This window comes from Micromonospora sp. NBC_00898, from assembly GCF_045207895.1.
Classification (GTDB): Bacteria; Actinomycetota; Actinomycetes; order Mycobacteriales; family Micromonosporaceae; genus Micromonospora.
The window spans coordinates 2,140,222-2,161,907 of sequence record NZ_CP108775.1; the positions used below are offsets into that span (position 1 = coordinate 2,140,222).

Annotated in this window: 18 protein-coding genes and 1 pseudogene; 12 read left to right on the plus strand and 7 right to left on the minus strand. The window is 71.5% G+C overall.

What is annotated here, in order from left to right:
* Positions 1–40 precede the first annotated feature (40 nt).
* The 6 genes from OG799_RS10500 (at position 41) to OG799_RS10525 (ending at position 12,212) form a co-directional block, all read left to right on the plus strand.
* Positions 41–2,401, plus strand: a complete 2,361-nt coding sequence (locus OG799_RS10500) for a glycosyltransferase (protein WP_406044834.1) — start codon at positions 41–43, stop codon at positions 2,399–2,401.
* Positions 2,398–4,059, plus strand: a complete 1,662-nt coding sequence (locus OG799_RS10505) for a glycosyltransferase family 39 protein (RefSeq protein WP_406044835.1) — start codon at positions 2,398–2,400, stop codon at positions 4,057–4,059. Before OG799_RS10500 ends, OG799_RS10505 begins: the two co-directional genes overlap by 4 nt.
* Positions 4,056–5,423 carry an alkaline phosphatase family protein gene (locus OG799_RS10510; protein WP_406044836.1) on the plus strand — a complete coding sequence of 456 codons (1,368 nt, stop codon included), beginning with the start codon at positions 4,056–4,058 and terminating at the stop codon, positions 5,421–5,423. Before OG799_RS10505 ends, OG799_RS10510 begins: the two co-directional genes overlap by 4 nt.
* Positions 5,414–7,714 carry a hypothetical protein gene (locus OG799_RS10515; RefSeq protein WP_406044837.1) on the plus strand — a complete coding sequence of 767 codons (2,301 nt, stop codon included), beginning with the start codon at positions 5,414–5,416 and terminating at the stop codon, positions 7,712–7,714. The genes OG799_RS10510 and OG799_RS10515 overlap by 10 nt, the downstream gene beginning before the upstream one ends.
* Before the next feature lie 88 nt (positions 7,715–7,802).
* Positions 7,803–9,347, plus strand: a complete 1,545-nt coding sequence (locus OG799_RS10520; protein WP_406044838.1) for a DNRLRE domain-containing protein — start codon at positions 7,803–7,805, stop codon at positions 9,345–9,347.
* An 18-nt stretch (positions 9,348–9,365) separates the two neighbouring features.
* Positions 9,366–12,212, plus strand: a complete 2,847-nt coding sequence (locus OG799_RS10525) for a DNRLRE domain-containing protein (protein WP_406044839.1) — start codon at positions 9,366–9,368, stop codon at positions 12,210–12,212.
* Between the two features lie 16 nt (positions 12,213–12,228).
* On the opposite strand, the gene OG799_RS10530 is transcribed toward OG799_RS10525, so the two are convergent.
* Positions 12,229–13,482 (minus strand): lycopene cyclase family protein, encoded by a 1,254-nt coding sequence (locus OG799_RS10530; protein ID WP_406046258.1) that lies wholly within the window; start codon positions 13,480–13,482, stop codon positions 12,229–12,231.
* An 88-nt stretch (positions 13,483–13,570) separates the two neighbouring features.
* On the opposite strand from OG799_RS10530, the gene OG799_RS10535 reads away from it, so the two are divergent.
* Complete coding sequence (locus OG799_RS10535) at positions 13,571–14,638, plus strand: Gfo/Idh/MocA family oxidoreductase (RefSeq protein ID WP_406044840.1); 1,068 nt, start codon at positions 13,571–13,573, stop codon at positions 14,636–14,638.
* Between the two features lie 33 nt (positions 14,639–14,671).
* Here the strand turns inward: OG799_RS10535 and OG799_RS10540 are convergent, their stop codons facing one another.
* On the minus strand, positions 14,672–15,937 hold the full coding sequence (locus tag OG799_RS10540; RefSeq protein ID WP_406044841.1) for an MFS transporter: 1,266 nt from the start codon (positions 15,935–15,937) through the stop codon (positions 14,672–14,674).
* Positions 15,938–16,002: 65 nt separating this feature from the next.
* Here OG799_RS10540 and OG799_RS10545 point away from each other — a divergent pair, with 65 nt between their 5' ends.
* Positions 16,003–16,830, plus strand: coding sequence for a class I SAM-dependent methyltransferase (locus OG799_RS10545; protein WP_406044842.1), 828 nt, complete (start codon positions 16,003–16,005; stop codon positions 16,828–16,830).
* A 7-nt stretch (positions 16,831–16,837) separates the two neighbouring features.
* Here OG799_RS10545 and OG799_RS10550 read toward each other — a convergent pair whose 3' ends face one another.
* Complete coding sequence (locus OG799_RS10550; protein WP_406044843.1) at positions 16,838–17,512, minus strand: uridylate kinase; 675 nt, start codon at positions 17,510–17,512, stop codon at positions 16,838–16,840.
* On the minus strand, positions 17,509–18,219 hold the full coding sequence (locus OG799_RS10555) for a suppressor of fused domain protein (RefSeq protein WP_406044844.1): 711 nt from the start codon (positions 18,217–18,219) through the stop codon (positions 17,509–17,511). The genes OG799_RS10550 and OG799_RS10555 overlap by 4 nt, the downstream gene beginning before the upstream one ends.
* A gap of 39 nt (positions 18,220–18,258) precedes the next feature.
* On the opposite strand from OG799_RS10555, the gene OG799_RS10560 reads away from it, so the two are divergent.
* Positions 18,259–18,510 (plus strand): transposase, encoded by a 252-nt coding sequence (locus tag OG799_RS10560; RefSeq protein ID WP_406044845.1) that lies wholly within the window; start codon positions 18,259–18,261, stop codon positions 18,508–18,510.
* Positions 18,511–18,651: 141 nt separating this feature from the next.
* Here the strand turns inward: OG799_RS10560 and OG799_RS10565 are convergent.
* Positions 18,652–18,905 (minus strand): annotated as a pseudogene (locus OG799_RS10565) (helix-turn-helix domain-containing protein); the annotation flags it as partial.
* 452 nt (positions 18,906–19,357) lie between these two features.
* Here OG799_RS10565 and OG799_RS10570 point away from each other — a divergent pair.
* Positions 19,358–19,915 carry a TetR/AcrR family transcriptional regulator gene (locus OG799_RS10570; RefSeq protein WP_406044846.1) on the plus strand — a complete coding sequence of 186 codons (558 nt, stop codon included), beginning with the start codon at positions 19,358–19,360 and terminating at the stop codon, positions 19,913–19,915.
* A 20-nt stretch (positions 19,916–19,935) separates the two neighbouring features.
* Positions 19,936–20,583, plus strand: coding sequence for a hypothetical protein (locus OG799_RS10575; protein ID WP_406044847.1), 648 nt, complete (start codon positions 19,936–19,938; stop codon positions 20,581–20,583).
* A gap of 114 nt (positions 20,584–20,697) precedes the next feature.
* On the opposite strand, the gene OG799_RS10580 is transcribed toward OG799_RS10575, so the two are convergent.
* Positions 20,698–20,919 (minus strand): hypothetical protein, encoded by a 222-nt coding sequence (locus tag OG799_RS10580; protein ID WP_406044848.1) that lies wholly within the window; start codon positions 20,917–20,919, stop codon positions 20,698–20,700.
* Here OG799_RS10580 and OG799_RS10585 point away from each other — a divergent pair.
* Positions 20,918–21,121: a hypothetical protein gene (locus OG799_RS10585; protein WP_406044849.1), complete on the plus strand. Its 204-nt coding sequence runs from the start codon at positions 20,918–20,920 to the stop codon at positions 21,119–21,121. The two genes, OG799_RS10580 and OG799_RS10585, sit on opposite strands and share 2 nt — an antisense overlap.
* A gap of 181 nt (positions 21,122–21,302) precedes the next feature.
* On the opposite strand, the gene OG799_RS10590 is transcribed toward OG799_RS10585, so the two are convergent.
* Entirely contained in the window at positions 21,303–21,596 is a 294-nt protein-coding gene (locus OG799_RS10590; RefSeq protein WP_406044850.1) for a DUF1330 domain-containing protein, read from the minus strand.
* Between the last annotated feature and the right edge of the window lie 90 nt (positions 21,597–21,686).

Sequence of the window (21,686 nt, forward strand, 5' to 3'; positions counted from 1 at the left end):
GACCTATCTGCACCGGCCCGCATCGGACCGTCAGATCCGCTTGAGCGTCATCGTGCCGACCCGCAACGAGGCGGAGAACATTCCCGCGCTGCTGTCCAGACTGGGCCCGGCCCTCGCGCCGCTGCGCGCGGAGATTATCATCGTGGATGACAGCGACGACGACACGGTGCAGGTCCTCGCCCGGCACGCGGCCGACGCCCCGGTCGCCGTACGTGTGCTGCACCGGCCGCCCGGCAGGCGCGCCGGCGGGCTGGGCGGCGCGGTGGTGCTCGGCGCGCGGCACGCCCGCGGCGAGTGGGTCCTGGTGATGGACGCGGACCTCCAGCATCCGCCGGAGTCGGCCGGCAGCCTGGCGGCCATCGCAATGCGGCACGACGTGGACGTGGTGGTCGGCACCCGCTACGCCGGGGAGGGCTCCAACGAGGGGCTCGCCGGTGCCACCCGCGAGGTCACCTCGTCGTGGGCGACCCGGTTGGCGAAGAGCCTCTTTCCCCGTCGCCTGACCACCATCACGGATCCGATGAGCGGCCTGTTCGCGTTCCGCCGGGCGGCCGTCGACCTGGACCGGGTGAACCCGATCGGCTTCAAGGTCCTGCTGGAGCTGCTCGTCCGCCACCCCGGCGCGCGGGTCGCGGAGGTCGCCTACGAGATGGCTCCCCGGCACGCCGGTCGGTCCAAGGCATCGCTGCGGGAGGGGCTGACCTTCCTGCGGCACCTGTGGCGGCTGCGCAGCCAGCGGCTGGTCGGCCAGATGCGCGAGGGCCCGGCCGCCGCCCCGGACCGGCTGCGGGAGCTCGGCAGAATGATCACCTTCGGACTGGTCGGACTGTCCGGGATGGTGGTCAACACCGCCGCCCTGTGGTTCTTCTACGAGCCCGCCAACCTGCACCACCTGCTGGGCGCCGCGCTGGCGACCCAGCTCTCGACGGCCTGGAACTTCGTCCTCGTGGACACCCTCGTCTACCGGCGTAACCGACACGGCTCCCTGGCCGGCCGGTCGGGTCGGTTCTTCCTGCTGAACAATCTGCTGCTGCTGTTGCGGCTGCCGGCGCTGCAGGCCCTGGTCTGGGCAGGCGTGGGCATCCTGACCGCGAACGCGCTGACGCTGGTCGCACTGTTCCTGGTCCGCTTCCTGATCAACGACCGGGTCATCTACACCTCCGGCAGCACCGGCCGGCGGGATCCCGTACGCATGCTGGTCAACCTGCGGGCCCCGGAGGCCGCCGCCGCCCCCTCCCGCAAGCGGTACCAGTACCTCAAGTACCGGTACGACGTGGCCGGGGTGGTCACCATCGGGTCCCAGATCATGCTGCCGGAACTGGAGTTCTTCCGCGCCCAGTGGGTCGCCGACTCGGACGTCGACATCGCGGTACGGGTCAGCGACGTGGGCGGCCGTGGGCCGCGGCGCCGGGCCGCCATGACCGAGTACGCCAACCAGTCCGTCCTGCGGTACGAGGAGCACCTCGGCCGGCTGGGCGCGAACTTCCGGATCCAACTCGGCTCCCCGATCGACATCCAGGTCGGGCCGCTGCTCGCCCGCTCACCGCACGTGGTCTACACCAACATCATCGAAGCGCTGCTGCGGTTCGTGCTGGTGTCGCGGGGCCACATGCTGCTGCACTCGGCGTGCGTCAGCCTGAACGGCGTCGGGGTGATGCTCTCCGCCCTCACCGACACGGGCAAGACGGCCACCGTGCTGCGCCTGCTGCGCGACCACGGCGGGCTCTTCCTCTCCGACGACATGACACTGGTCAGCCCGGACGGCGTCGCGATGTGCTTCCCCAAGCCGCTGACCATCAGCGCGCACACCCTGCGCGCGGTGCAGGCCCAGGACCTGACCCCGGCCGAGTGGCGTCGGCTGCAGTTCCAGAGCCGGCTGCACTCCAAGGGTGGCCGATCGCTGGCCCTGACCCTGAGCCGGTTCAACCTGCCGATCATGGGCATCAACGCCATCACCCAGCGGCTCGTCCCGCCGCCGAAGTACAGCGTCGACCGGCTTGTCCCCTGCCGCATCGGCACCAGCACCCGGGTGGAGGAGCTGTTCATCATCGAGCGCGGCACGCCCCGGATCAGCGACCTCGGCCACGACGAGACGTTGGAGCGGATGATCCAGAACACCGACGACGCGTACGGGTTCCCGCCGTTCCGATACCTGGCGCCCGCGATCACCATCGGCGGGCAGGGGTACGCGCAACTGCGCCAGCGGGAGCGGGAGATCCTCACCGGCTTCCTGTCCCAGGTCCGCAGCCGGGTGGTGGCCTCGGACCGGTTCGGCTGGGCGGACGAGATCCCGCGCCTGCTGCGGGAGGACCGCGGGGACCTGCCCACCGAGCAGCAGGTGATTCTCCCGACGTGGCCTCGGTGGAGTGGGGCGCTGGCCCCGAGCGGAGCGCGTGCGTGAGTGTGAGCCGATCCTCGGTCGAGGAGGTGGAGCACGACCGTTCGACGGTCGTGCTCCACCCGGTCGACCAGCCGGCGCCCGAGCCGGCGTCGCGCCCCGGGGGCGCCGGCCAGGAACGCGGGTGGCGCCGGTGGGCGGCGCCCGCCGCCCTCGTCGCGGTCGCGGCGCTGGCGCTGTTCCTACGGGTGTGGCAGTTGGACGCCCTCGGCTTCAACAGCGACGAGGCCGTCTACGCCGGGCAGGCCGCCTCGCTCGCCGGAAATCCGAACTACTCGCCGTTCTTCCCGGTCTTCCGCGCCCATCCGATGCTCTTCCAGACCCTGCTGTCGCCGTTCTTCCGCACCGGCGAGGTCGACGTCGCCGGGCGGGTGGTGGTGGCCATGCTGGGCGTGGCGACCGTGCTGGCCGTCCACCTGCTGGGTGCCCGGCTCTACGGCCGGCGCGTCGGGCTGGTCGCGGCGCTGCTCGTCGCCGTCATGCCGTACCACGTGGTCGTCACCCGCCAGGTCCTCCTCGACGGCCCGATGGTGCTGTTCGCGACGCTCACGCTGTACTGCCTGGTCCGGTTCGTCCAAGGCCAGCGGATGCTCTGGTACGTCGCCGCGGGCGCCATGCTGGGCCTGACGATGCTGACGAAGGAGACGAGTGTCGTCCTGGCCGGCGGCGTGTACGCGTTCCTGGCGCTGACGCCGACGGTGCGTCGGCCGGTACGGATGTCGCTGCTGGCCCTCGCGGCGATGGTGGCGGTCTTCCTGACGCACCCGGTCTCGCAGGCGCTGGCCGGGCGCAGCCAAACCGGCAAGAGCTATCTGGTGTGGCAGTTGTTCCGGCGCCCCAACCACTCGATGGGGTTCTACATCGAGACCGTGCCGGTGGCGATGGGACTTCTCGTGGTGGCGGCGGCCGCCGGCGGCCTGTGGTGGCTGCGCCGGCGCCGCTCCTGGCGGGAGACGCTGCTGGTGTCGTGGATCGCCGCACCGGTGGTGTTCTTCCAACTGTGGCCCGTCAAGGGTTTCCAGTACCTGCTGCCCGCAGCGGCGCCCGTCGCGGTGCTCGCCGCGCGGGCGCTGATCGGTCTACCGGCGCCCGAACGCATCGCCCGGCTGCTTCGCCGGGCCTTCCGGTCACCGGACGCCGAAGATCGCAGTGCGGTGCGGGCGCTGCGGATCTCGGTGCTCGCGGTGGTGACCCTGAGCCTGCTCGTCCCGAGCTGGAACGCGGTCAACCGGGCCGACAACTCGACCTTCCTCGCCGGATCCGGCGGGGTGCCGGGGGGCCGGGAGGCCGGCCGGTGGCTCGCCGCGAACACGCCGGACGGGTCGGTGGTGCTCACCCTCGGCCCCTCGATGGCCAACATCATCCAGTACTACGGCCACCGGCGCAGCTACGGCCTCTCGGTCAGCCCGAACCCGCTGCGGCGCAACCCGTCGTACGAGCCGCTGCCCAACCCCGACTGGTGGCTACGCCACAACGACCTGCAGTACGTCGTCTGGGATTCGTTCTCCGCCGGACGCTCGGCGTTCTTCTCCGAGCGGTTGATGGTCCTGATCCGCCGCTACCACGGGCGCGTCGTGCACACCGAGTACGTCGACGGGACCGACTCCACGGGGGCCCGGGTCCCCGTTCCGGTCGTCATCATCTACGAGGTGCGTCCATGACCGACCCCACCCGCCCGCGCGCCGGTCGCCTGTTGGCCCGCGCGCTGCTGATCACCTGCCTGCTGGCGCTGGCGAACCCGGCCGCGGCCGCGCACGCCGCGCCCCGGACGGCACCCCCGCCGAGCCCCACCACACCGGTCGACCACTTCGTCTTCCTCATGCAGGAGAACCACACCTTCGACAACTACTTCGGCACCCGGCCCGGGGTCGACGGGATCCCCGCGGACACCTGCATGCCGGTGCGCCGCGGCCAGGCCGAACCCTGCGTCAAGCCCTTCCACCTGGGCGAGCTGGGCAGCCTCGACCTCGACCACACCGCCGAGGCGTTCCGGGTGCAGTACGACAAGGGCCGGATGGACGGGTTCGTCGAGGGAGTGAGCACGCAGGGCAAGGACGGAAAGCTCGCGATGGCCTACTACGACGACCGCGACCTGCCGTACTACTGGAACGTCGCCGACGAGTACGTGCTCTTCGACCGCTTCTTCAGCTCGTCCAATTCGGGCAGCATCCGCAACCACATGTTCCGGGTGACGGGCGGCCCGGGCGCGAGCGGCGCCTCGGAGTCCATCCCGAAGGAGGGTTGGGGCGACATCCCGACCATCTTCGACCGGCTGGAGGCGGCCGGGATCAGCTGGAAGTTCTACGTGGAGAACTACGACCCGACGATCACGTTCCGGTCCCGCACCAGCGAGGAGGACATCGACCGGGGGGCACAGGTGATCTGGGTGCCGCTGCTCGCCTATGCGCGCTACGTCGACGACCCACGGCTGTTCGGCAAGATCGTGGACCTGGACGAGTACTACGAGGACGCCGCCAAGGGCCAACTGCCCGCTGTCTCCTTCATCGCCCCGGCCGGCGACAGTGAGCATCCGCCCGGCAGCATCCGGGCCGGCCAGAACCTCGTCCGGACGCTGCTGGCGCAGCTGATGCGCTCACCGAACTGGGACTCCTCGGCGTTCCTCTGGTCGTACGACGACTGGGGCGGCTGGTACGACCACGTGCCGCCCCCGCAGGTCGACAAGTACGGATACGGCTTCCGCGTGCCGGCGCTGCTGGTCAGCCCGTACGCCAGACGCGGCCACGTCGACTCCACGACCCTGGACTTCACCTCCGTGCTGAAGTTCATCGAGGTCAACTGGCGACTGAAACCCCTGGCCGAACGGGACGGCAAAGCGCAGACGTTCCTCAGCGCCTTCGATTTCGACCGGCCACCGCGGCCGGCGGCCTTCCTCAGCACTGAACGCACGCCCCCGGTCGTCGTCAGACCGGACCCGGTCCCGGTGTACACCTCGTACGCCGTCACCGGCAGCCTTGTGGCGGCGCTGGTCGGCGTCGCGGCGCTTCGACGGCGGCGATGGACGTGACCCGGCGGATCGCGCGGACGGCCCTCCTGTCGCTGGTCGCGGCCGTGCTGACGGTGGTCGTGCTACCCACCGCCGCACACGCGCGGCCCGCGTCGGCGAAGCCGGGGACGCTGCACCTGCAGACGGTGCCCCCGCTGCCCGGCGTGGTCGTGAAGGTGGACGGCACGGTGGCCAGGTCCGATGCCAAGGGCCGGATCAACGTCCCCGTCCGCAACTTCACCGACCTGGGCAGGCGCCTCGTCGTGCCGGAGACCCGGATCAGCAGCGACCGCAAGGTGGTGTTCGACCGCTTCCGCGGCAACGTCGACGCCGGCGCGCGCGGCAAGGTCGTCGAGCTCGGTGTGCGTACCGCCCGACTGGTCTCCTGGAGCTTCATCGACCGCTTCGGCAACACCGTGCCCGCGGACCGGGTCACCGCGATGCGGCTGCGCAGCAACACCGGCGAGATCCATGACCTGAGCGGCGCCGAGCTGGGCCGGCCGCTCTGGGTCTCCGAGAGCCGCACCCAGCAGGGCCCCCAGGGCCTGGTGTCCAAGCAGCTCTACTACGTGGTCGACAGCGCGATGGTCGACGGCACCTCGGTGGTGAACCGGGCGGGACAACGGTTCGTGCCGTGGGAGCAGCAGGCGTGGGTGGTGCAGCTGCTCTTCTTCCGAGTCTCGTTCACGGCGACCGACATGTTCTTCACCCGGCAGGTCGGCGACGGCATCGAGCTCACCCGCGCCGACGGCGGCGTCCAGCGGCTGCCGTTCGGCCGGGACGGCACGGCGCTGGTGCCCGACCTGCCGCGGGGCACGTACACGATCACCGTCTTCGGCGGCGGCGTGTCGTTCGGACGTCCGGTCAGCATCAGCAAGGACCAGGTGGTGTCGCTCACCGTGATCAGCCTGGCCGATCTGATCCTGGTGACGGTCGCGGTGCTGTTCGTCGCCGTGGGCCTGGTGCTGCTCGGCAGGCCGCATCTGCTCGGCCGGCTGCGCCACGCCGGGGGTGCCCTGATGACCCGGACCAGGGAACGGGAACGCCCCCGATCGCGGCACCGCAGGCGGTTGCGGATGAGATCCGAGGCCGCGGGCCGACCGCACGTCCAGCCCGCCGACGACCGGCAGCCGGCACCGGCGCGGAGCGGCGTCGCCCTGCTGCTGCTGCTCGCCGCACTCACGGTCACCCTGCTGCCGCCCGCGTCGGCGCACGCCGAGGTGGGCCACCGGCGGGACACCCCGCCTCCGTCGGCGGCGGCTCCCGTCCCGGTCCTCGCCTACTACTACATCTGGTTCAACCCGACGTCCTGGAACCGGGCGAAGATCGACTATCCGCTGCTCGGGCGCTACTCCAGTGACGACACCGAGATCATGCGGCGGCACGTGCGGATGGCGAAGACCGCTGGCATCAACGGCTTCCTGGTGTCGTGGAAGCACACCCCGCAGCTCGACGAACGCCTGGCCAAGCTGGTCGAGGTGGCCCGGGAGGAGAAGTTCCGGCTGGGCATCGTGTACCAGGGACTCGACTTCTCCCGTACCCCGCTGGCGTTCGACACCGTCCGCACGGACCTGTCGTACTTCGCGACCCGGTACGCCACCGACCCGGTCTTCGACATCTTCGGCCGGCCGGTGGTGGTCTGGACCGGCAGCGACCGCTTCACCGCCGCGCAGATCCAGCAGACAATCGCCGGCGTACGCGGGAAGCTGCTGGTCCTCGGCAACGCCAAGAGCCTCGAGGATGTCGAGTCGAGCGAGGGCGCCCTCGACGGCCAGGCCTACTACTGGTCGTCCGTGGACCCGGTGGCCGGTGCCAGCGGGCGGAAGCTGGCGGAGATGTCCCGGGCCGTGCACCAGCGGGGCGGGTTGTGGGTCGCCCCGGTGACGCCCGGCTTCGACGCCCGGTTGGTCGGCGGGAAGCGGGAGGTGCCGCGCCGGGAGGGCGACACCCTGCGGGCCTCCTTCACCGCCGCGCGGCTGTCCCAACCCGACGCGCTCGGGGTGATCAGCTGGAACGAGTTCAGCGAGAACACCCACATCGAGCCGAGCGAGCGCTTCGGCGCGGCCGACATCAACGTGCTGGCGGACCTGCTCGGGGTTGGCGTCGACGTGGACGTGCCGGTGGACAGCAGTGAGCCCGGCGACGGCGACCACTGGGGGCTGAGCGCCTGGGGCGCGCTCCTGGTCGTCGGCGCGGCGGTGGTGCTGTTACCGCTCGGGGTGGCCTTCCAGCGACGGCGCTCCACACCGGCCGGCGCCCCTCGCGACCGGCCGTACGACACGAGGAAGGAGGACCTCTTCGCCGACCTCTGATGAAGATCCGCTCCTGGGGAGGGCGCGGCTTGCCGTGCGCGCGGCTTCGCTGGTTCCACGCCCGCAGTTCTCTATCAGGAGGGATTCCATGTCAGGAACGCACCGTCGGGCGACGGTGGGCAGAGCGGCCCTGGTCGCTCTGCTCGTCGCGACGACGCTGACCATCGCGGCACCGGCCCACGCCGCGTCCGCCTTCACCCCGGTGGCCGACAGCTTCGTCACCAGCGCCGATCCTGGTACCAATTTCGGCACCAGGACCTACCTCAAGGCCGACGGCTCCCCCCGGCAGGTGGCCTATCTCCGCTTCGACGTCCAGGGCATCGCGCCCGGCACGCCGGCGGTGCTGCGCCTCTACGCCGAGTCGAGTGTTCGCGCCGGTGTGGAGGCGCACGAGGTCAGCGACAACGGTTGGGCCGAGAACACACTCACCTACGCCAACGCACCCGCGGTGGGCGCCGCGTTGGATGCCAGCGGTCCGGTGACCACGGGGACCTGGGTGTCGCTGAACGTGACGGCGATGGTGACCGGCGACGGTCCGGTCACCGTCGCCCTCACCACCACCGACGACACCAGCGTCCGGATCACCAGTCGTGAGGGGCCGAACAAGCCCCAGCTCGTGCCCGCGCCACCGTCTCCCTCGCCGTTCGTCGTCACCCGCAGCTCCGGCAGTTACCAGGCGGTCTCCCAGACCAGCGGGCAGACGTACGCCGGGAGTCTCAAGCTCGTGGTGGAGAGCGCGGTCCACGACCTCAACGGGAGCGGAGGGGGGACGGTGCAGTTCACCGCCGGTGTGTTCGACCTCGGCGCCGATTACTTCAAACTCGTGCAGGTCACCGACATCACGTTCGTCGGCGCCGGCGTCGACGAGACGGTCATCCGCAACTACAACAGCACCGCCAGCGACACCGAACCCTTCAACTTCACCGGCGCCTTCGGGGTCACCGTCCGGGACCTGACCGTCTCGGCCGGAGGACCGACCCGCTCCACCAGCGATGCGCTCGACTTCGACGAGGGCAACAACGTTCTCGTGGAGCGGGTCAAGGTGATCGCCGCGCGAGGTCGAGGCATCGTGTTCGACGGCAAGAACGCGGGCTGGACGTCCACAGGCAACACGATCCGGGACTGCGTCATCGTCGGCGTCTCCGGTGACGGGATCGAGCTGCTCGCGTCCAGCGGGGACAGGGTATCCGGCTGCCTCATCACCGACGTCGGCGGGCACGGCATCCAGATCAACAAGTCCTCGCCCATCGCGGACCAGCCGAACAAGAAAGCCAACCGCAACGTCATCACCGCCAACACGATCACCCAGGCCGGCCAGGACGGCATCAACGTGACCAGCGGCGACGACAACGAGATCACCGGAAACACCATCACCGACAGCTCAGACGACACGTCCGGCCGCGACGGCATCCGCATCACCTCGACGGATGCGGTCTCCTGTGACGGCAACCGGGTGTGGGGCAACCGCGCGACCGACGACCAGACCACCAGGACCCAGAAGTACGGCTTGAACATCGCCTCAGCGCTGTGCCACTCGACCGTCGTCGGCTCGGACAACGTGTTCACCGGCAACCTCGTCGGCCCGATCCGGGACGTCGGCACCGGTACCAGCTACCCCTCTGCCAGCCGCTGACCAGGGAGAGGACTCCCGATGAACCCAGGCAGTGCGACCCGCCCCAGGGCCGCGTCCGCAATCGTCGCCGTGCTCGTCGCCGCCGGGCTGAACCTGGCCCTGAGCGGCCCCGCGGAAAGCGCCTCCCCCGCCTGCCAGACGTCGAACGCGCCCGGCGGGCTCTACACCGTACTGGTCTGCCTCACCCAGCCAGCGAACGGCAGCACGATTGTGGGCGACACCCTCGTCACGGCGACCGTCAACGTGACGGTCGGCACGAGTCCTGGCGTCGCCAAGACGGAGTGGACCCTGGACGGCCAGCACCTGCTCACGGACTTCCAGTCGCCGCACCAGTTCACCATCTCCACCGCGGACTTCGCTGACGGTGAACACGCGATCGGCGTCTCGGCGAGAATGCGCGACGGGTACGTCACCCCGGCGACGGTCATCACCGCGACCTTCGCCAACGGCAACGCCACCGCCCCACCGAACACGCGGCAATGGTCCGTGCCGCCCATCCACGCCCGCGGTCCGCAGGAACCGTTCGTGGTGGCCACCGTCGGCGACGGTGCCGGCGGCGAGACCAACGCGGTCAACGTCACCGACGCACTCGTCGGGTGGAACCCGGACCTGTTCCTGTACTTGGGCGACGTGTACGAAGAGGGCACCCTGACGGAGTTCAAGAACTGGTACGGGGGCTCTACGGAATTCTACGGTCGGCTGCGCGGCGTCACTACTCCGATCGTCGGCAACCATGAGTACGACGGCGCCGCGGCTGAGGGCTACTTCCACTTCTGGGACAACATCCCGCACTACTACAGCTATGACGCCAACGGTTGGCACTTCATCGCCATCGACTCGACCAGCAACTACAACAAGGTCGCGCCGGGCACGCCGCAGTACGAATGGCTCGCCGCGGACCTCGCCGCCAACCGCAGCCCGTGCACCCTTGTGTTCTGGCACCACCCGCTGTTCACGGTCGGGTCCGAGGACCCGGCGCCGCGGATGCAGGCCATGTGGGACCTCATGGCCTCCCACCACGTCACGCTGCTCGTCACCGGGCACGACCACAACTACCAGCGCTGGGCGCCCATGGGCGCGGGCGGCACGCTCGCCAGCGACGGCATAGTCGAACTCGTGGCGGGCGGCGGCGGCCACTCGAGTCAGGGCTTCGCCAGCTCGGACGCCCGGGTGGTCAAGACGAACAAGAGCTACGGCGCGGTGCGCATGGAACTCTTCGGCAATCGCGCCGCCGTGCAGTACCACGCGGCCGGGGCCGCCGGCACGACCCTCGTCGACTCGTCGACCGTGTCCTGCAAGGGGGCGGACGGACTCGCTCCGACCGCACCCGCGGACCTGACCGCCACCGCGATCACGAACCCGACCCCGTCGGTGAGTCTCGACTGGACCGGCGCGACCGACAACTACGGCGTGACCGGTTACCGCGTCTACCGCGACGGCGCCGCGGTGGCCGAGCTGGCCCCGACCGCGACCTCGTGGACCGACACCTCCGTCGCGGGCGCCACCCGGTACGAGTACACGGTCGACGCCGTCGACGCGGCCGGAAACCGATCCACCCGTACTCCACCGGTGGCCGTGACGAGCCTCGGCCCGGACACCACGGCGCCTACCCTGCCGGCCGGGCTCGTCGCCGCGCCTGCCCCGGATGCGGTCACCCTCACCTGGTCGCCGGCGACGGACAACGTCGGAGTCACGGGGTACGACGTGCTCCGCGACGGTGCGGTGGTGGCGACCGGGACGGCCACGACATACGCCGACCACGACGTGCCGGCGAACGAGTCGCACACCTGGACGGTACGCGCGCTCGACGCGGCCTCGAACACCGGCGCGGAATCCAACGCGGTCAGCGCGGTGCGCGACACGCTGGCACCGTCGGCCCCGCCGAACCTCAGGGTCACCAGCGTGGTGCCCGGCGCGGTCGGCCTCGAGTGGGACGCGTCGACCGACAACGTCGGGGTCGTGCGGTACCGGGTGTTCCGGGACGGGAGCCTCCTGGCGGAGACCTCGTCGGGCGAGACGTTCCGGGACTACGCGGTCGGCGGGACGGGCACGTCACACACGTACCTGGTGATGGCGGTCGACGCGGCGGGCAACCTCTCCGGGCCGAGCAACCCGACGACGGTCACCACGGCCGACTCCAGCCCGCCGACGGAGCCCGCCGGCCTCCAGGCCTCGGTGACCGGGCCCAACCGGGTCGAGCTGTCCTGGGCACCCGCGGCGGACGACGTCGGCGTGACGGGGTACACGGTGTACCGCGACGGCACGGCCGTCGGGACCGCCACGGGCGCGACCTTCGCTGACACCACGGCCCTGTCGGAGACGTCGTACACGTACACGGTCTCCGCCTTCGACGCGGCCGGAAACTTCTCGAATCAGAGCGCGCCGGCCTCGGTCACCACCCCGGCAGCCACGCCGATCCCGCCGGTGGCGGACACCTACGTCAAGGCGTCCAGTCCCACGAGCAGGTACGGGACCGCCACGCTCCTGCGCGTCGACGCCGATCCGGTCACCAACGCCTACCTGAAGTTCACGGTGTCCGGGCAGACCGGCATGGTGCTTCGAGCGCGCCTGAAGATGTGGGTCGCGGCCGGCTCGTCCAGCGGCTTCGTGGTCCGCCCGGTCGCGGACTCGACCTGGTCGGAGACACTGATGAGCTGGAACAACGCGCCCCTGATCGGCAGCACGTCGATCGCCGCCACCGGCCGGACGACGAGCGGCACCTGGGTCACCCTCGACATCACGCCCCTGGTCAACGGGAACGGCACGTTCACCGTCGGTCTGACCTCCAACGGAGCGTCGTCGAGCAGCTACGGCAGCCGCGAGTCCGGCACCGCCCCGCTGCTGCTGGTGGACGTCACCTCGTGAGGGTGCTGATCGCCGCCTACCGGCCGGCCTGACCGCCCGTCCGCGACCCGGTGCCCCGCACGGGGGCCGGGTCGCGGCGGAGCCGGGCGCGGAGCCGGCCGACGGCGTCGCCGAGCACCGCGCCGGTCATCGGCAGCAGCGGACTGGACCGCATCACCGCCAGGTCCTCCGCCGGGGAGGTGGCCCCGTCGAGGAAGCGCAGCACCCGCTCGGCCGGGTTGCGGTCGAAGAGCCGGCCGAAGAACTCCACCCCGCCGACGTGCCCCCGGTCCAGGGCGCGCAACGCCACCGCGTCCATCCACAGGTGACGGCGGGGGTACGCGGGCCGCGGCACCGGCGGCCCGCCCGCCGCGAGGGCCGCGGCCACCTGCTCGGCCTGGCGGTGCATCGCGGAGAAGGTGAACCCGGTCGACGGCCGGGTGGCGCCGCCAGCGGTGCCGAGGCGGACCACCCGGGGCGAGGGACGGCCGACGAACGGGCCGTCGGTCATCGGGATCACCCCGTTCTCCACCTCCCGCACCCGCAGCGCCGCCGGGTCGAGGCCGAGCAGGTCGAGGTAGCCGAGCAGCGCGGCGTCGTACCCGGCGTCGGTGAGCGGGGCGGGTGAGAACTCGGTGTACTCGACCAGGGCGTACCGGTCGCTGACCGGCAGCACGTAGCCGAACGAGACACCCCGGGCGGGCTGCGGGGTGCGGAAGTCCATCAGCACCGCCCGGCCCGGGTCGAACGTCGGCCCGTCGGTCTCCACCCACCAACCGCGGAAGTGCTGCAACCAACTCGTCCGCCCGGGCCGCCGCGGCGGGCGGGGCCGGGAGTCAAGCACCCAGCCGGCCCGCACCAGCGCCCGGCCGTCGGGGTCGCGGACGGTCACCCGGTGACCGTCGTCGTCGAGGGCGCCCGCCGCCGCGCCGATCCGCACGGCGCCCAGGTGCGCCTCCGCCTCGGCAGCCCGGTCGTAGACCGGGGCCGAACGGAGCATGGCGTACCGCAGCGGGGCGAGCGACAGGACGCGGCGGCCGGCGTGCGTGACCACGTCGACCCGCGACCAGCTCGCGCTGAGCAGCGGGTCGAGGTCGTTGCCGGGGCTGTCCCAGAACGCCCACGTCCGATCCTGGCCGCGCTTGTGCACCGGGTCGACCACGGCGACCCGCAACCCCGTCAGCCCGTGCCGGTCCAGCGCGGCCAGGACCAGGGCGGCGGCGCCGCCGCCGCCCACCAGCGCGAGGTCGACGTCGACCGGGGATGCATCCACCCCGCCACGCTGCCACACGCTCCGCCGCCGCCCGCCGGGGGACCCGCCGACCCGCGCCCCGGGCGGCGCGTAGATTCGGGGGATCACCGAGGAACGGGGGACGGGCATGGCGCAGGCGCCGCTGCGGGTGGGGTTGCTGGGGTACGGGATCGCCGGGCGGGTGTTCCACGCCCCACTGATCGCCGCGACCCCCGGGCTGCGGCTGGACGCCATCGTCACCGCCAACCCGGAACGCCGGGAGCAGGCCCGCCGGGAGCACCCCGAGGCCCGGCTCGTCGACGACGCCGACCAGCTGTGGGCCGCCGCGGACACCCTCGACCTGGTGGTGGTGGCCGCGCCGAACCGGCAGCACGCCCCGATGGCCCGCGCGGCCCTGGCGGCCGGGCTGCCGGTCGTGGTGGACAAGCCGCTCGCCCCCGACGCCGCGCAGTGCCGCGCCCTGGTCGACGAGGCGGCCGACCGGGGGGTGCCGCTGACCGTGTTCCAGAACCGCCGCTGGGACGGCGACTTCCTGACCGTCCGCCGGCTCGTCGAGGCCGGCGAGCTGGGGCGGGTGACCCGCTTCGAGTCCCGCTTCGAACGCTGGCGGCCGGCGATCAAGCCGGGCTGGCGGGAGAGCGCCGCACCCGGCGAGGCCGGCGGCGCGCTGTTCGACCTCGGCGCCCACCTGGTCGACCAGGCCGTCCAGCTCTTCGGCCCGGTGGAGCGGGTCTACGCGGAGGTGGACCGCCGGCGGCCCGGCGCCGAGGTCGATGACGACGCGTTCGTCGCGCTGACCCACACCGGCGGCGTCCGCTCGCACCTGTGGATGAGCGCGGTCACCCCGCAGCTCGGGCCGCGGATGCGGGTCCTCGGCGACCGCGCCGGCTACACCACCTACGGCCTCGACCCGCAGGAGGCGGCGCTGCGCGACGGCGGCCGACCGGACAAGCCGGGCTGGGGCGAGGTCCCTCCCGAGCAGTACGGCCAGCTCGGCGTCGACGGCGACCTGCGCCCGGTACCCACCGAACCCGGCCGCTACCAGGACTTCTACACGCAGGTCGCGGCGGCGCTGTGCGACGGCAGGCCGATGCCGGTCGACCCGTCCGACGCGGTCGACACGGTCGCGCTGATCGAGCTGGCGCACCGCTCCGCCGCCGAGGGTGTCGCGCTGCCCGTCCCGCCGCTCGCCTGACCGGGGTCGGGGCCTCCTTCGGTCGGCACCGCGCTAGGCGACGGTCGCCGGCCGGTCGTCCGGCGCGGGCGCCGGGTCGGCGTACGCGGCGGCGACCGTCGACCGGTCGAAGACCCGCCAGGTCACCGCGGTCACCGCGACGGCGACCACGAATCCCACCCAGTACGGCGCGGTCAACCCGAACCGGGCGGCGACCAGCCCGCCGAGCAGCGCGCCCAGGCAGTTGCCGCCGGCGGCGATGAACAGGGTGGTGCTGCCCACCCGCCCCTGCAGGGCGGCCGGGGTCAACCGCTGGCGCAGCGAGTTCGACACCATGTTCCACAGCGCGCCGTGCACCCCGAACGCGAACAGCGCGACCGCGATGACCACCGCGCTGCGCGAGGCTGCCAGGGCCAGGTGCAGACCGGCCTCGATCAGCAGGCCGACCCGGATGGTCCAGGTGGCGGTGATCCGCGCGACCAGCCGGTCGCCGACCACCGAGCCGAGCAGCCCACCGACCGCCATGCAGGTGAAGAGCACGCCGTAGCCGACCGAGCCGAGGCCCAGCCGCCGGGTGGCGAGCAGCACCAGCACCGCCATCGCCGCGGTGAGGGTGAGGTTGAGCAGCCCGATCAGGAACGTCATGGTGCGCAGCAGCCGCTGCGACAGCAACCAGCGGAAGCCCTCCACCACCTCGACTCGGACCGAGTGGCGGCCACCCGACGCGGGCGCGCCCCGGTACGACCCGCCGACCAGGCCGATGAGCACCGCGCTGAGCGCGTACGTGGCGCCGTTGACGCCGAACGGGATGCTCGCCGCCAGCACGAACAGGAGCCCGCCGAGCGGACCGGCGATCATGCCCTGGGTCAGGGTGGTGCCGCCGCCCAGCCAGCCGTTGGCGCGTTCCAGCAACGATCGGGGCACCAGGGTCGGCAGCATCGCCTGCCCGGCGGTCCGGAACACCACCTCGCCGGCGTTGACCACGAAGAGCACGGCGTAGAGCAGGGCCACCCCTGCCCGGCCGGTGACGATCGCGGCGGTCAGCACGGCGAGGGCGGCGACGCGTACCCAGTCGATGACCACCATCAGCCGCCGCCGATCGACCCGGTCGACGAGGACGCCGCCGGGCAGGGCGAAGAGCAGCCAGGGCAGCCATGCCACGGCGGAGGCCGCCGAGACGGTCAGCGGGTCGTCGGTCCGCGACGCGACGAACAGCGGCGCCGCCACGGTGGCCATCCCGCTGCCCAGCGCCGACATGGTGCTGGCCGCCCAGAGCCGGGCGAAGCGCCCGTCGAGCCGTTCCCCCGTCTTCCCCGTCACGGCCAGCGAACCTACCAGGCGAATCTCCGTTGAGCCGCACCTCCGGCCCGTGCGAGGGTCTGCCGGTGACCGACTACCGCACGATCAACCGCGCCAACTGGGATGAGCGGGCCGCCGCTCACGCCGCGTCGCCGGACTACGCGGTGGACCGCTTCCTGGGCGACCCCGGGTTCCTCAGCGAGGTGGTGCGCTTCGACCTGCCCCGGCTGGGGGACGTCACCGGCCTGCGCGGCGCGCACCTGCAGTGCCACATCGGCACCGACACGGTGTCGCTGCACCGACTCGGCGCCCGGATGACCGGCCTGGACTTCTCCGGCGCCTCCCTGGCCCAGGCCCGCGCCCTCGCCGAGCGGACCGGCGCGGCCGTCGAGTTCGTCGAGGCCGACGTTTACGACGCGGCGGCGGTGCTGGGCCGGGGTGGCTTCGACCTCGTCTACACCGGCATCGGCGCGCTGTGCTGGCTGCCCGACGTCCGCCGCTGGGCCAGCGTCGTCGCCGACCTGCTGCGCCCCGGCGGGCGGCTCTTCCTCCGCGAGGGGCATCCGATGCTCTGCACCCTCGACGACCCCCGCCCCGACGGCGCGCTCGCGGTCGAGTACCCGTACTTCGAGCGGCCGGAGCCGCTGGTGTGGGACGGTCCCGGCACGTACGTGCAGACGGAGGCGACCTTCCAGCACACCGTCACGCACTCGTGGAACCACGGCCTCGGCGAGGTCGTCACCGCCCTGCTCGACGCCGGGCTGGACCTCACCATGCTGGTCGAGCACGACAGCGCGCCCTGGGACGCGCTGCCCGGCCACATGGTCCGCGACGCGCACGGCGAGTGGCGCCTGGCCGACCGGCCCTGGCGGCTGGCGCAGACCTACACCCTCCAGGCCCGGCGCCGGGACTGACCCGGGCTCAGTCCGCCCACCTCAGCACGACCGGGTCGAGCGGGTCGTCCATGCCGAGCACGATGTCCGCCCGCTCGAGGGGTCGCGCCTCGGCCCGGTACAGCTCCTGACCGGGCAGGTACCGCTCGCGGTAGCGCTGCCGCACCGCGGCGGCCGAGCCGAACAGGTCGAGATCCCGGACGAGCGCGCGGCGCACCGTCTCGTCGGGTTCGACGTGCAGGTAGAGCGTCACGTCCCAGTGGTCCCGCAGTTCGGGGCGCAGGAGGAACACGCCGTCGAAGAGCACGACGGCGTCCGGCGTGGCGCGCCGGTGCGACGGCGGCACCGCCTTGTCGAGGTGGTGGTCGTAGGCGGCCGGCAGGTACCGTCCGGCACCGCCCGGCCCAAGCGGGCGCAGCACCTCCGCGACGATGGTGTCGTGGTCGAACGAGTCCAGGTAGTAACCCTCGGCCGAGAGGGAACCGCGACGGCGACGGACCGCGGACGGTCGGTGGAAGGCGTCCACGCTGATCCGGATCACGTCCCGCTCGGGGCTCAACAGGTGCGCCAGGTCGTCGGCCAGCCGGGTCTTCCCGGCCGCGTCGGGACCGTCGACGGCGACCCGCAGGGGATGCGACCCCCGCCGGTCCCGTAGCTGGTCGGCCAGGCGAGCCAACACCCGCGTACGCCCGTCCAGGGTCACCCGCTGCTCGGCCGGGCCGGGTCGAACAGCTCGCTGACCGCCACCCGGTCGAAGGCCTCCAGCAGCGCGTCGGTGCCCTCGGTCAGCTTCAACCGCACCTCGGCGGCGTGCAACGGGACCAGGGCGAGCAGGGCGATCTCCTTGCCGCCGTCGGTGGTGACGGTGCGGGCCTCCGGCGCGCAGCAGAGCATCGGAGTGACGACGACGCCGACGAACGGGCTGTCCGGCGCGTACGGTTCGGCCGGGTCACCGTTCGGCACGGAGTGCCAGGCGCCGATCCAGGTGTCGTACTCGTGCGGCAGCCGGGCGACCGTCTTCAGCAGCCGAACTGGCCAGTACGCGCTTTCGTCCCGGAACGCCTCGGCGGTCAGCGGCCAGTCGGCCGGCAGGCACATCATCAGCTCCGCGTACGGGCTCGTGCCCGCCTCGGCCGGGACCGCCATCGGCCGGTCGCTCATGCCGGAGGTCACCAGCGTGTGGAACGGGCGTTCCGGGGTGGGCGCGACCACGTGCACGTCGACGTGGACCAGGTCGGAGACCAGCTCGTGCCAGACGAACGCGATCGGTCCGAAGTGGTGCTCGATGTGCCGCTCGATCGCCTGCGCCGTCTCCGGGTCACCGACGGTTGCCGGCTCCCACCCACGGTCCCGTGCGGCGTGCCGCAGCACACCCGACCCCCGAGGCGCTGCCTCGTCCAGAGATGCCATGCGGGTCAGCCTAGCTAAGAGCTCCTAACAAAATGATCTATGGACCCTCCGTCCCTTATAGAGGGTGATCTACAGGGTTCGGCCGTGAGGCGTGGTGAGCAGCCGCCGTGGATCGTGCCGGACGGGCTGTGGCAACGATCGCCGGTGCTGCCCAAGCCGCAGCGCAATCGTCGGTATCCGGGACGCAAGCGGATCCCGGACCGGCAGGTGTTGTGCGGGATCCTCTTCGTGTTGCAAACCGGCATCCAGTGGGAGCTCCTGGCTAGGAGTTGGGGTTCGGGTCCGGGATGACCTGCTGGCGGCGGCTTGAGGAATGGAACCGTGCCGGGGCCGCGCGGCGTGGCCCAAAAGCGGGCCGCTGGGCCGGGTGGGGGCGGCGGAACAACGGCCGCAACTGCTGCACCCGATCGCAGAACACCGTCTTGCCCCGGGTCCAGCCAACCCGTTCCATGATCACCGTCGAGGGCGTGTCCGGGAACTCCGCCAAAAACGCCCTGATCTGCGGCTCCACCGCATCCACGATCGAACCCTTCACCGCCCGCTGATAGCGAGGCGGCTCATGACTTGCCAGAGCCTTGTGCACCGTGTTCCAGGGAGACCCCCAGCCGACGAACGATGGCCTTGATCGCCATCCCCTCCGCCCGGTGCAACGGACGGATCTCCGCCCAGTCCTCCACGCTCAGCACCTCCCAGTGCTTCCCGGAGGGGGTCAAATTTCAGCCGGAACCACGGGGCCATTTCTCACGCGGCGTCGACACGATGCAGATGCCGGCGAGGATGTACCGCGGTCTGGCGTCACTGCTTCCTGCCGCGCTCGGCCTTGAACGAGATTTCCTTCGCGGTCGGCTCGGGGCTCCCACCTTTGCCGTGATCTCGAGGATGCCGACGGCGTACGTGGCGGCGATCGTCGCTCTTTCGTCCCGGCCGCCAGCGGCACGGTCCGTCTCATCACCACCCTTGGTCCACGTACCCCGAATCCGCGTCGTTGAGGGCAGGAGCCCTGAGTCGCGGGCCCTTCGGCGTGACGGAGCCGCCGTGACCAGCGTGTTGGCGGCCTCGGCTATTCGATGTAGCCTTTTGGCTATGAGGATTAGCCAAGCCCTCTCCCAAACCCGCTCCGGCGGCCGGGAGTGCGATCATGCCTAGGGCCGGGCTGTCCACCGCGGCCGTCGTCGACGCGGCTCTCGACCTCATCGATGATCGGGGCCTGGATGCCCTGACCCTGGCCGCGGTCGCCGAACGCACCGGAGTCGCCGCACCCTCGCTTTACAAGCACGTCGGTAGCCTCGCTCAGCTGCGGACACTGATGGCCGTACGGATCATGGAAGAACTGACCGAACGCTTCACCACCGCGTTGGTCGGCCGCAGCGGCGACGACGCCGTCGCCACCCTGATGCACACCTACCGTCGTTATGCGGTCGAACATCCGGCCCGCCACGCCGCGATGCCGCCGGATCCACTTCACGACCCGGCCCTGGCGAGCGCCGGTGCACGGCTGCTTGAGGTCTTCCTCGCGGTGCTGCGTGGCTACGGACTCGAAGGCGAGGCCGCCATCCACGTCACCCGCTGCCTGCGGGCGATCGTTCACGGCTTCGCCTCGATCGAGGCGGCCGGCGGCTTCGGCCTGCCCGAGGACCTGGACACCACCCACGAGCAACTGATCCACATGTTCACCGCGAGTTTGCCCCCCACCTGATCTTGACGCTGGAGAACACGATGCCCACCTCCCCCGCCCGCACCCGGCTCGGCGCCCTCGCCCTCGCTGTCGCCGGCGTCCTGTTCGTCCTCTACCCGGCGACCCGACCGTGGCACGACGAATCCACGGTCAACGGCGCGACCCGGGCGATGAGTTCCAACTACTGGGTCGCCTCGCACCTGTTCGCCATGATCGGCTTCATCCTGGTGACGCTGGGTCTGCTCGCCGTACGCGACGCGGTCAGGCACACCCGAGCCGAGCCGCTCGCCTTCGCCGCCGTCGTGACCGGTTGGATCGGCGTGGGACTCGTCCTGCCCTACTACGGCGCCGAGGACTTCGGCCTGCACGCCATCGCCAGCAAGTACGCCGCTGGCCAGCCTCTCGACCTGCTCGACCTGGTCGACACGGTCCGATACAACCCGGTCGCGATCACGACGTTCGGGCTCGGCCTGATCGCGCTCGGGGTGTCGGCCGTCCTGACTGCCGTCGCGGTCTGGCGTTCGGGGGTGCTGCCGCGCCCCAGCGGCATCCTCTTCGCACTCGGCTTCGCCCTCTTCCTTCCGCAGTTCTACACGCCCGCGGCCGTCCGGGTCGCACACGGCCTGCTCGTCGCGGTCGGCTCGGCCTGGCTGGCGCTGGCACTGTGGCGGGCGAGGGCTGATTCCTGACGTTTCCGGCGCCTCCTCGGCGAGGCCACGAAGCGTTTCACAGTCCATCGCACGGGGCTGTCGCCCACCGTGCACTCCTCGGACGCCTGGGCGAGCGGGGCGTGGACGTCGAACCTAGGGTCTGCAATTGTCCGGCCGGTACGGGTGGCCCGGTGAGGTGACCGCCTGCCCGTCCTGCCGCCACTCGGCCCCGCTGGCGCTGGCGAACCTGCTCCCCGCAGACAGCGTGACGATCACAGTCCAGTCCCGTGCCGCGGCGATGCCCTCGTTGTCGAGTTCCGCCGCGCGCGTGTCGCCCAGCGCCTGGGTCGACGCGGCCTCGTAGCGGGCAGTCATGGCAGGAGCCGGCGACGGAACCGAGGCGGGCGTACGCGAGGGCTTCGCTGTGGGAGTGCGGCTCGGGCGGGGGATGCCGGTGGTGGCGGTCCGCGTGGGGCGGAAGGAGAGACTCTCCTGGAGTGAGCGGCTCGTGGCGGTTGCGGCGGTCGGCACGGGCAGCGGGTCGGTCCGGCCCTGCGTACCGTCGCACCTGCGCTGACACGAGCGGCAGCCGCGGAGCGCGTGCTCCGCGGCTGCCGCTCGTATCCCTGAATCTGCCGCCCACGCCGAGGGGCGCTGTCATGGGTAAGGCGCGGAGCAGTCGCGCGACTTTCACCCACCCAGCAGGTCGTTCACGCACAGGCCCCAGCGGGCTCGACCGCACCGCCGACAGCGTGCGTTCAGGACACCGCCTCGATGATGCGCAGATCGCGTTCGGCTCCCTCGTCGAGCACCCGCAGCGCCTGCTGGTAGGCGGGGCTGTTGTAGGCGGCGACCGCGGCGTCGACACTGTCGAACTCGATCAGCGTCGTGCGCTCCACGATTCCGGACTCGAACGCTCGAGCCGGAAGTCCGCGCGCCAGGAACCTGCCACCCGCGGCGCGCATCGCCGGCCCGGCCAGCTCGACATAGGCGGTTAGTTTCTTCTCGTCTTTGATTGACCGAAAGGTGTTGATCCAGTACGCCTTCGCCATCTTCTCTGTCTCCTGCTCGAGTAGGGCAAGTAGAACTTCGGCCTTCCTCGGGACGTAACACCGAATGCGATCTGCTGCCTTCCCGGTTGC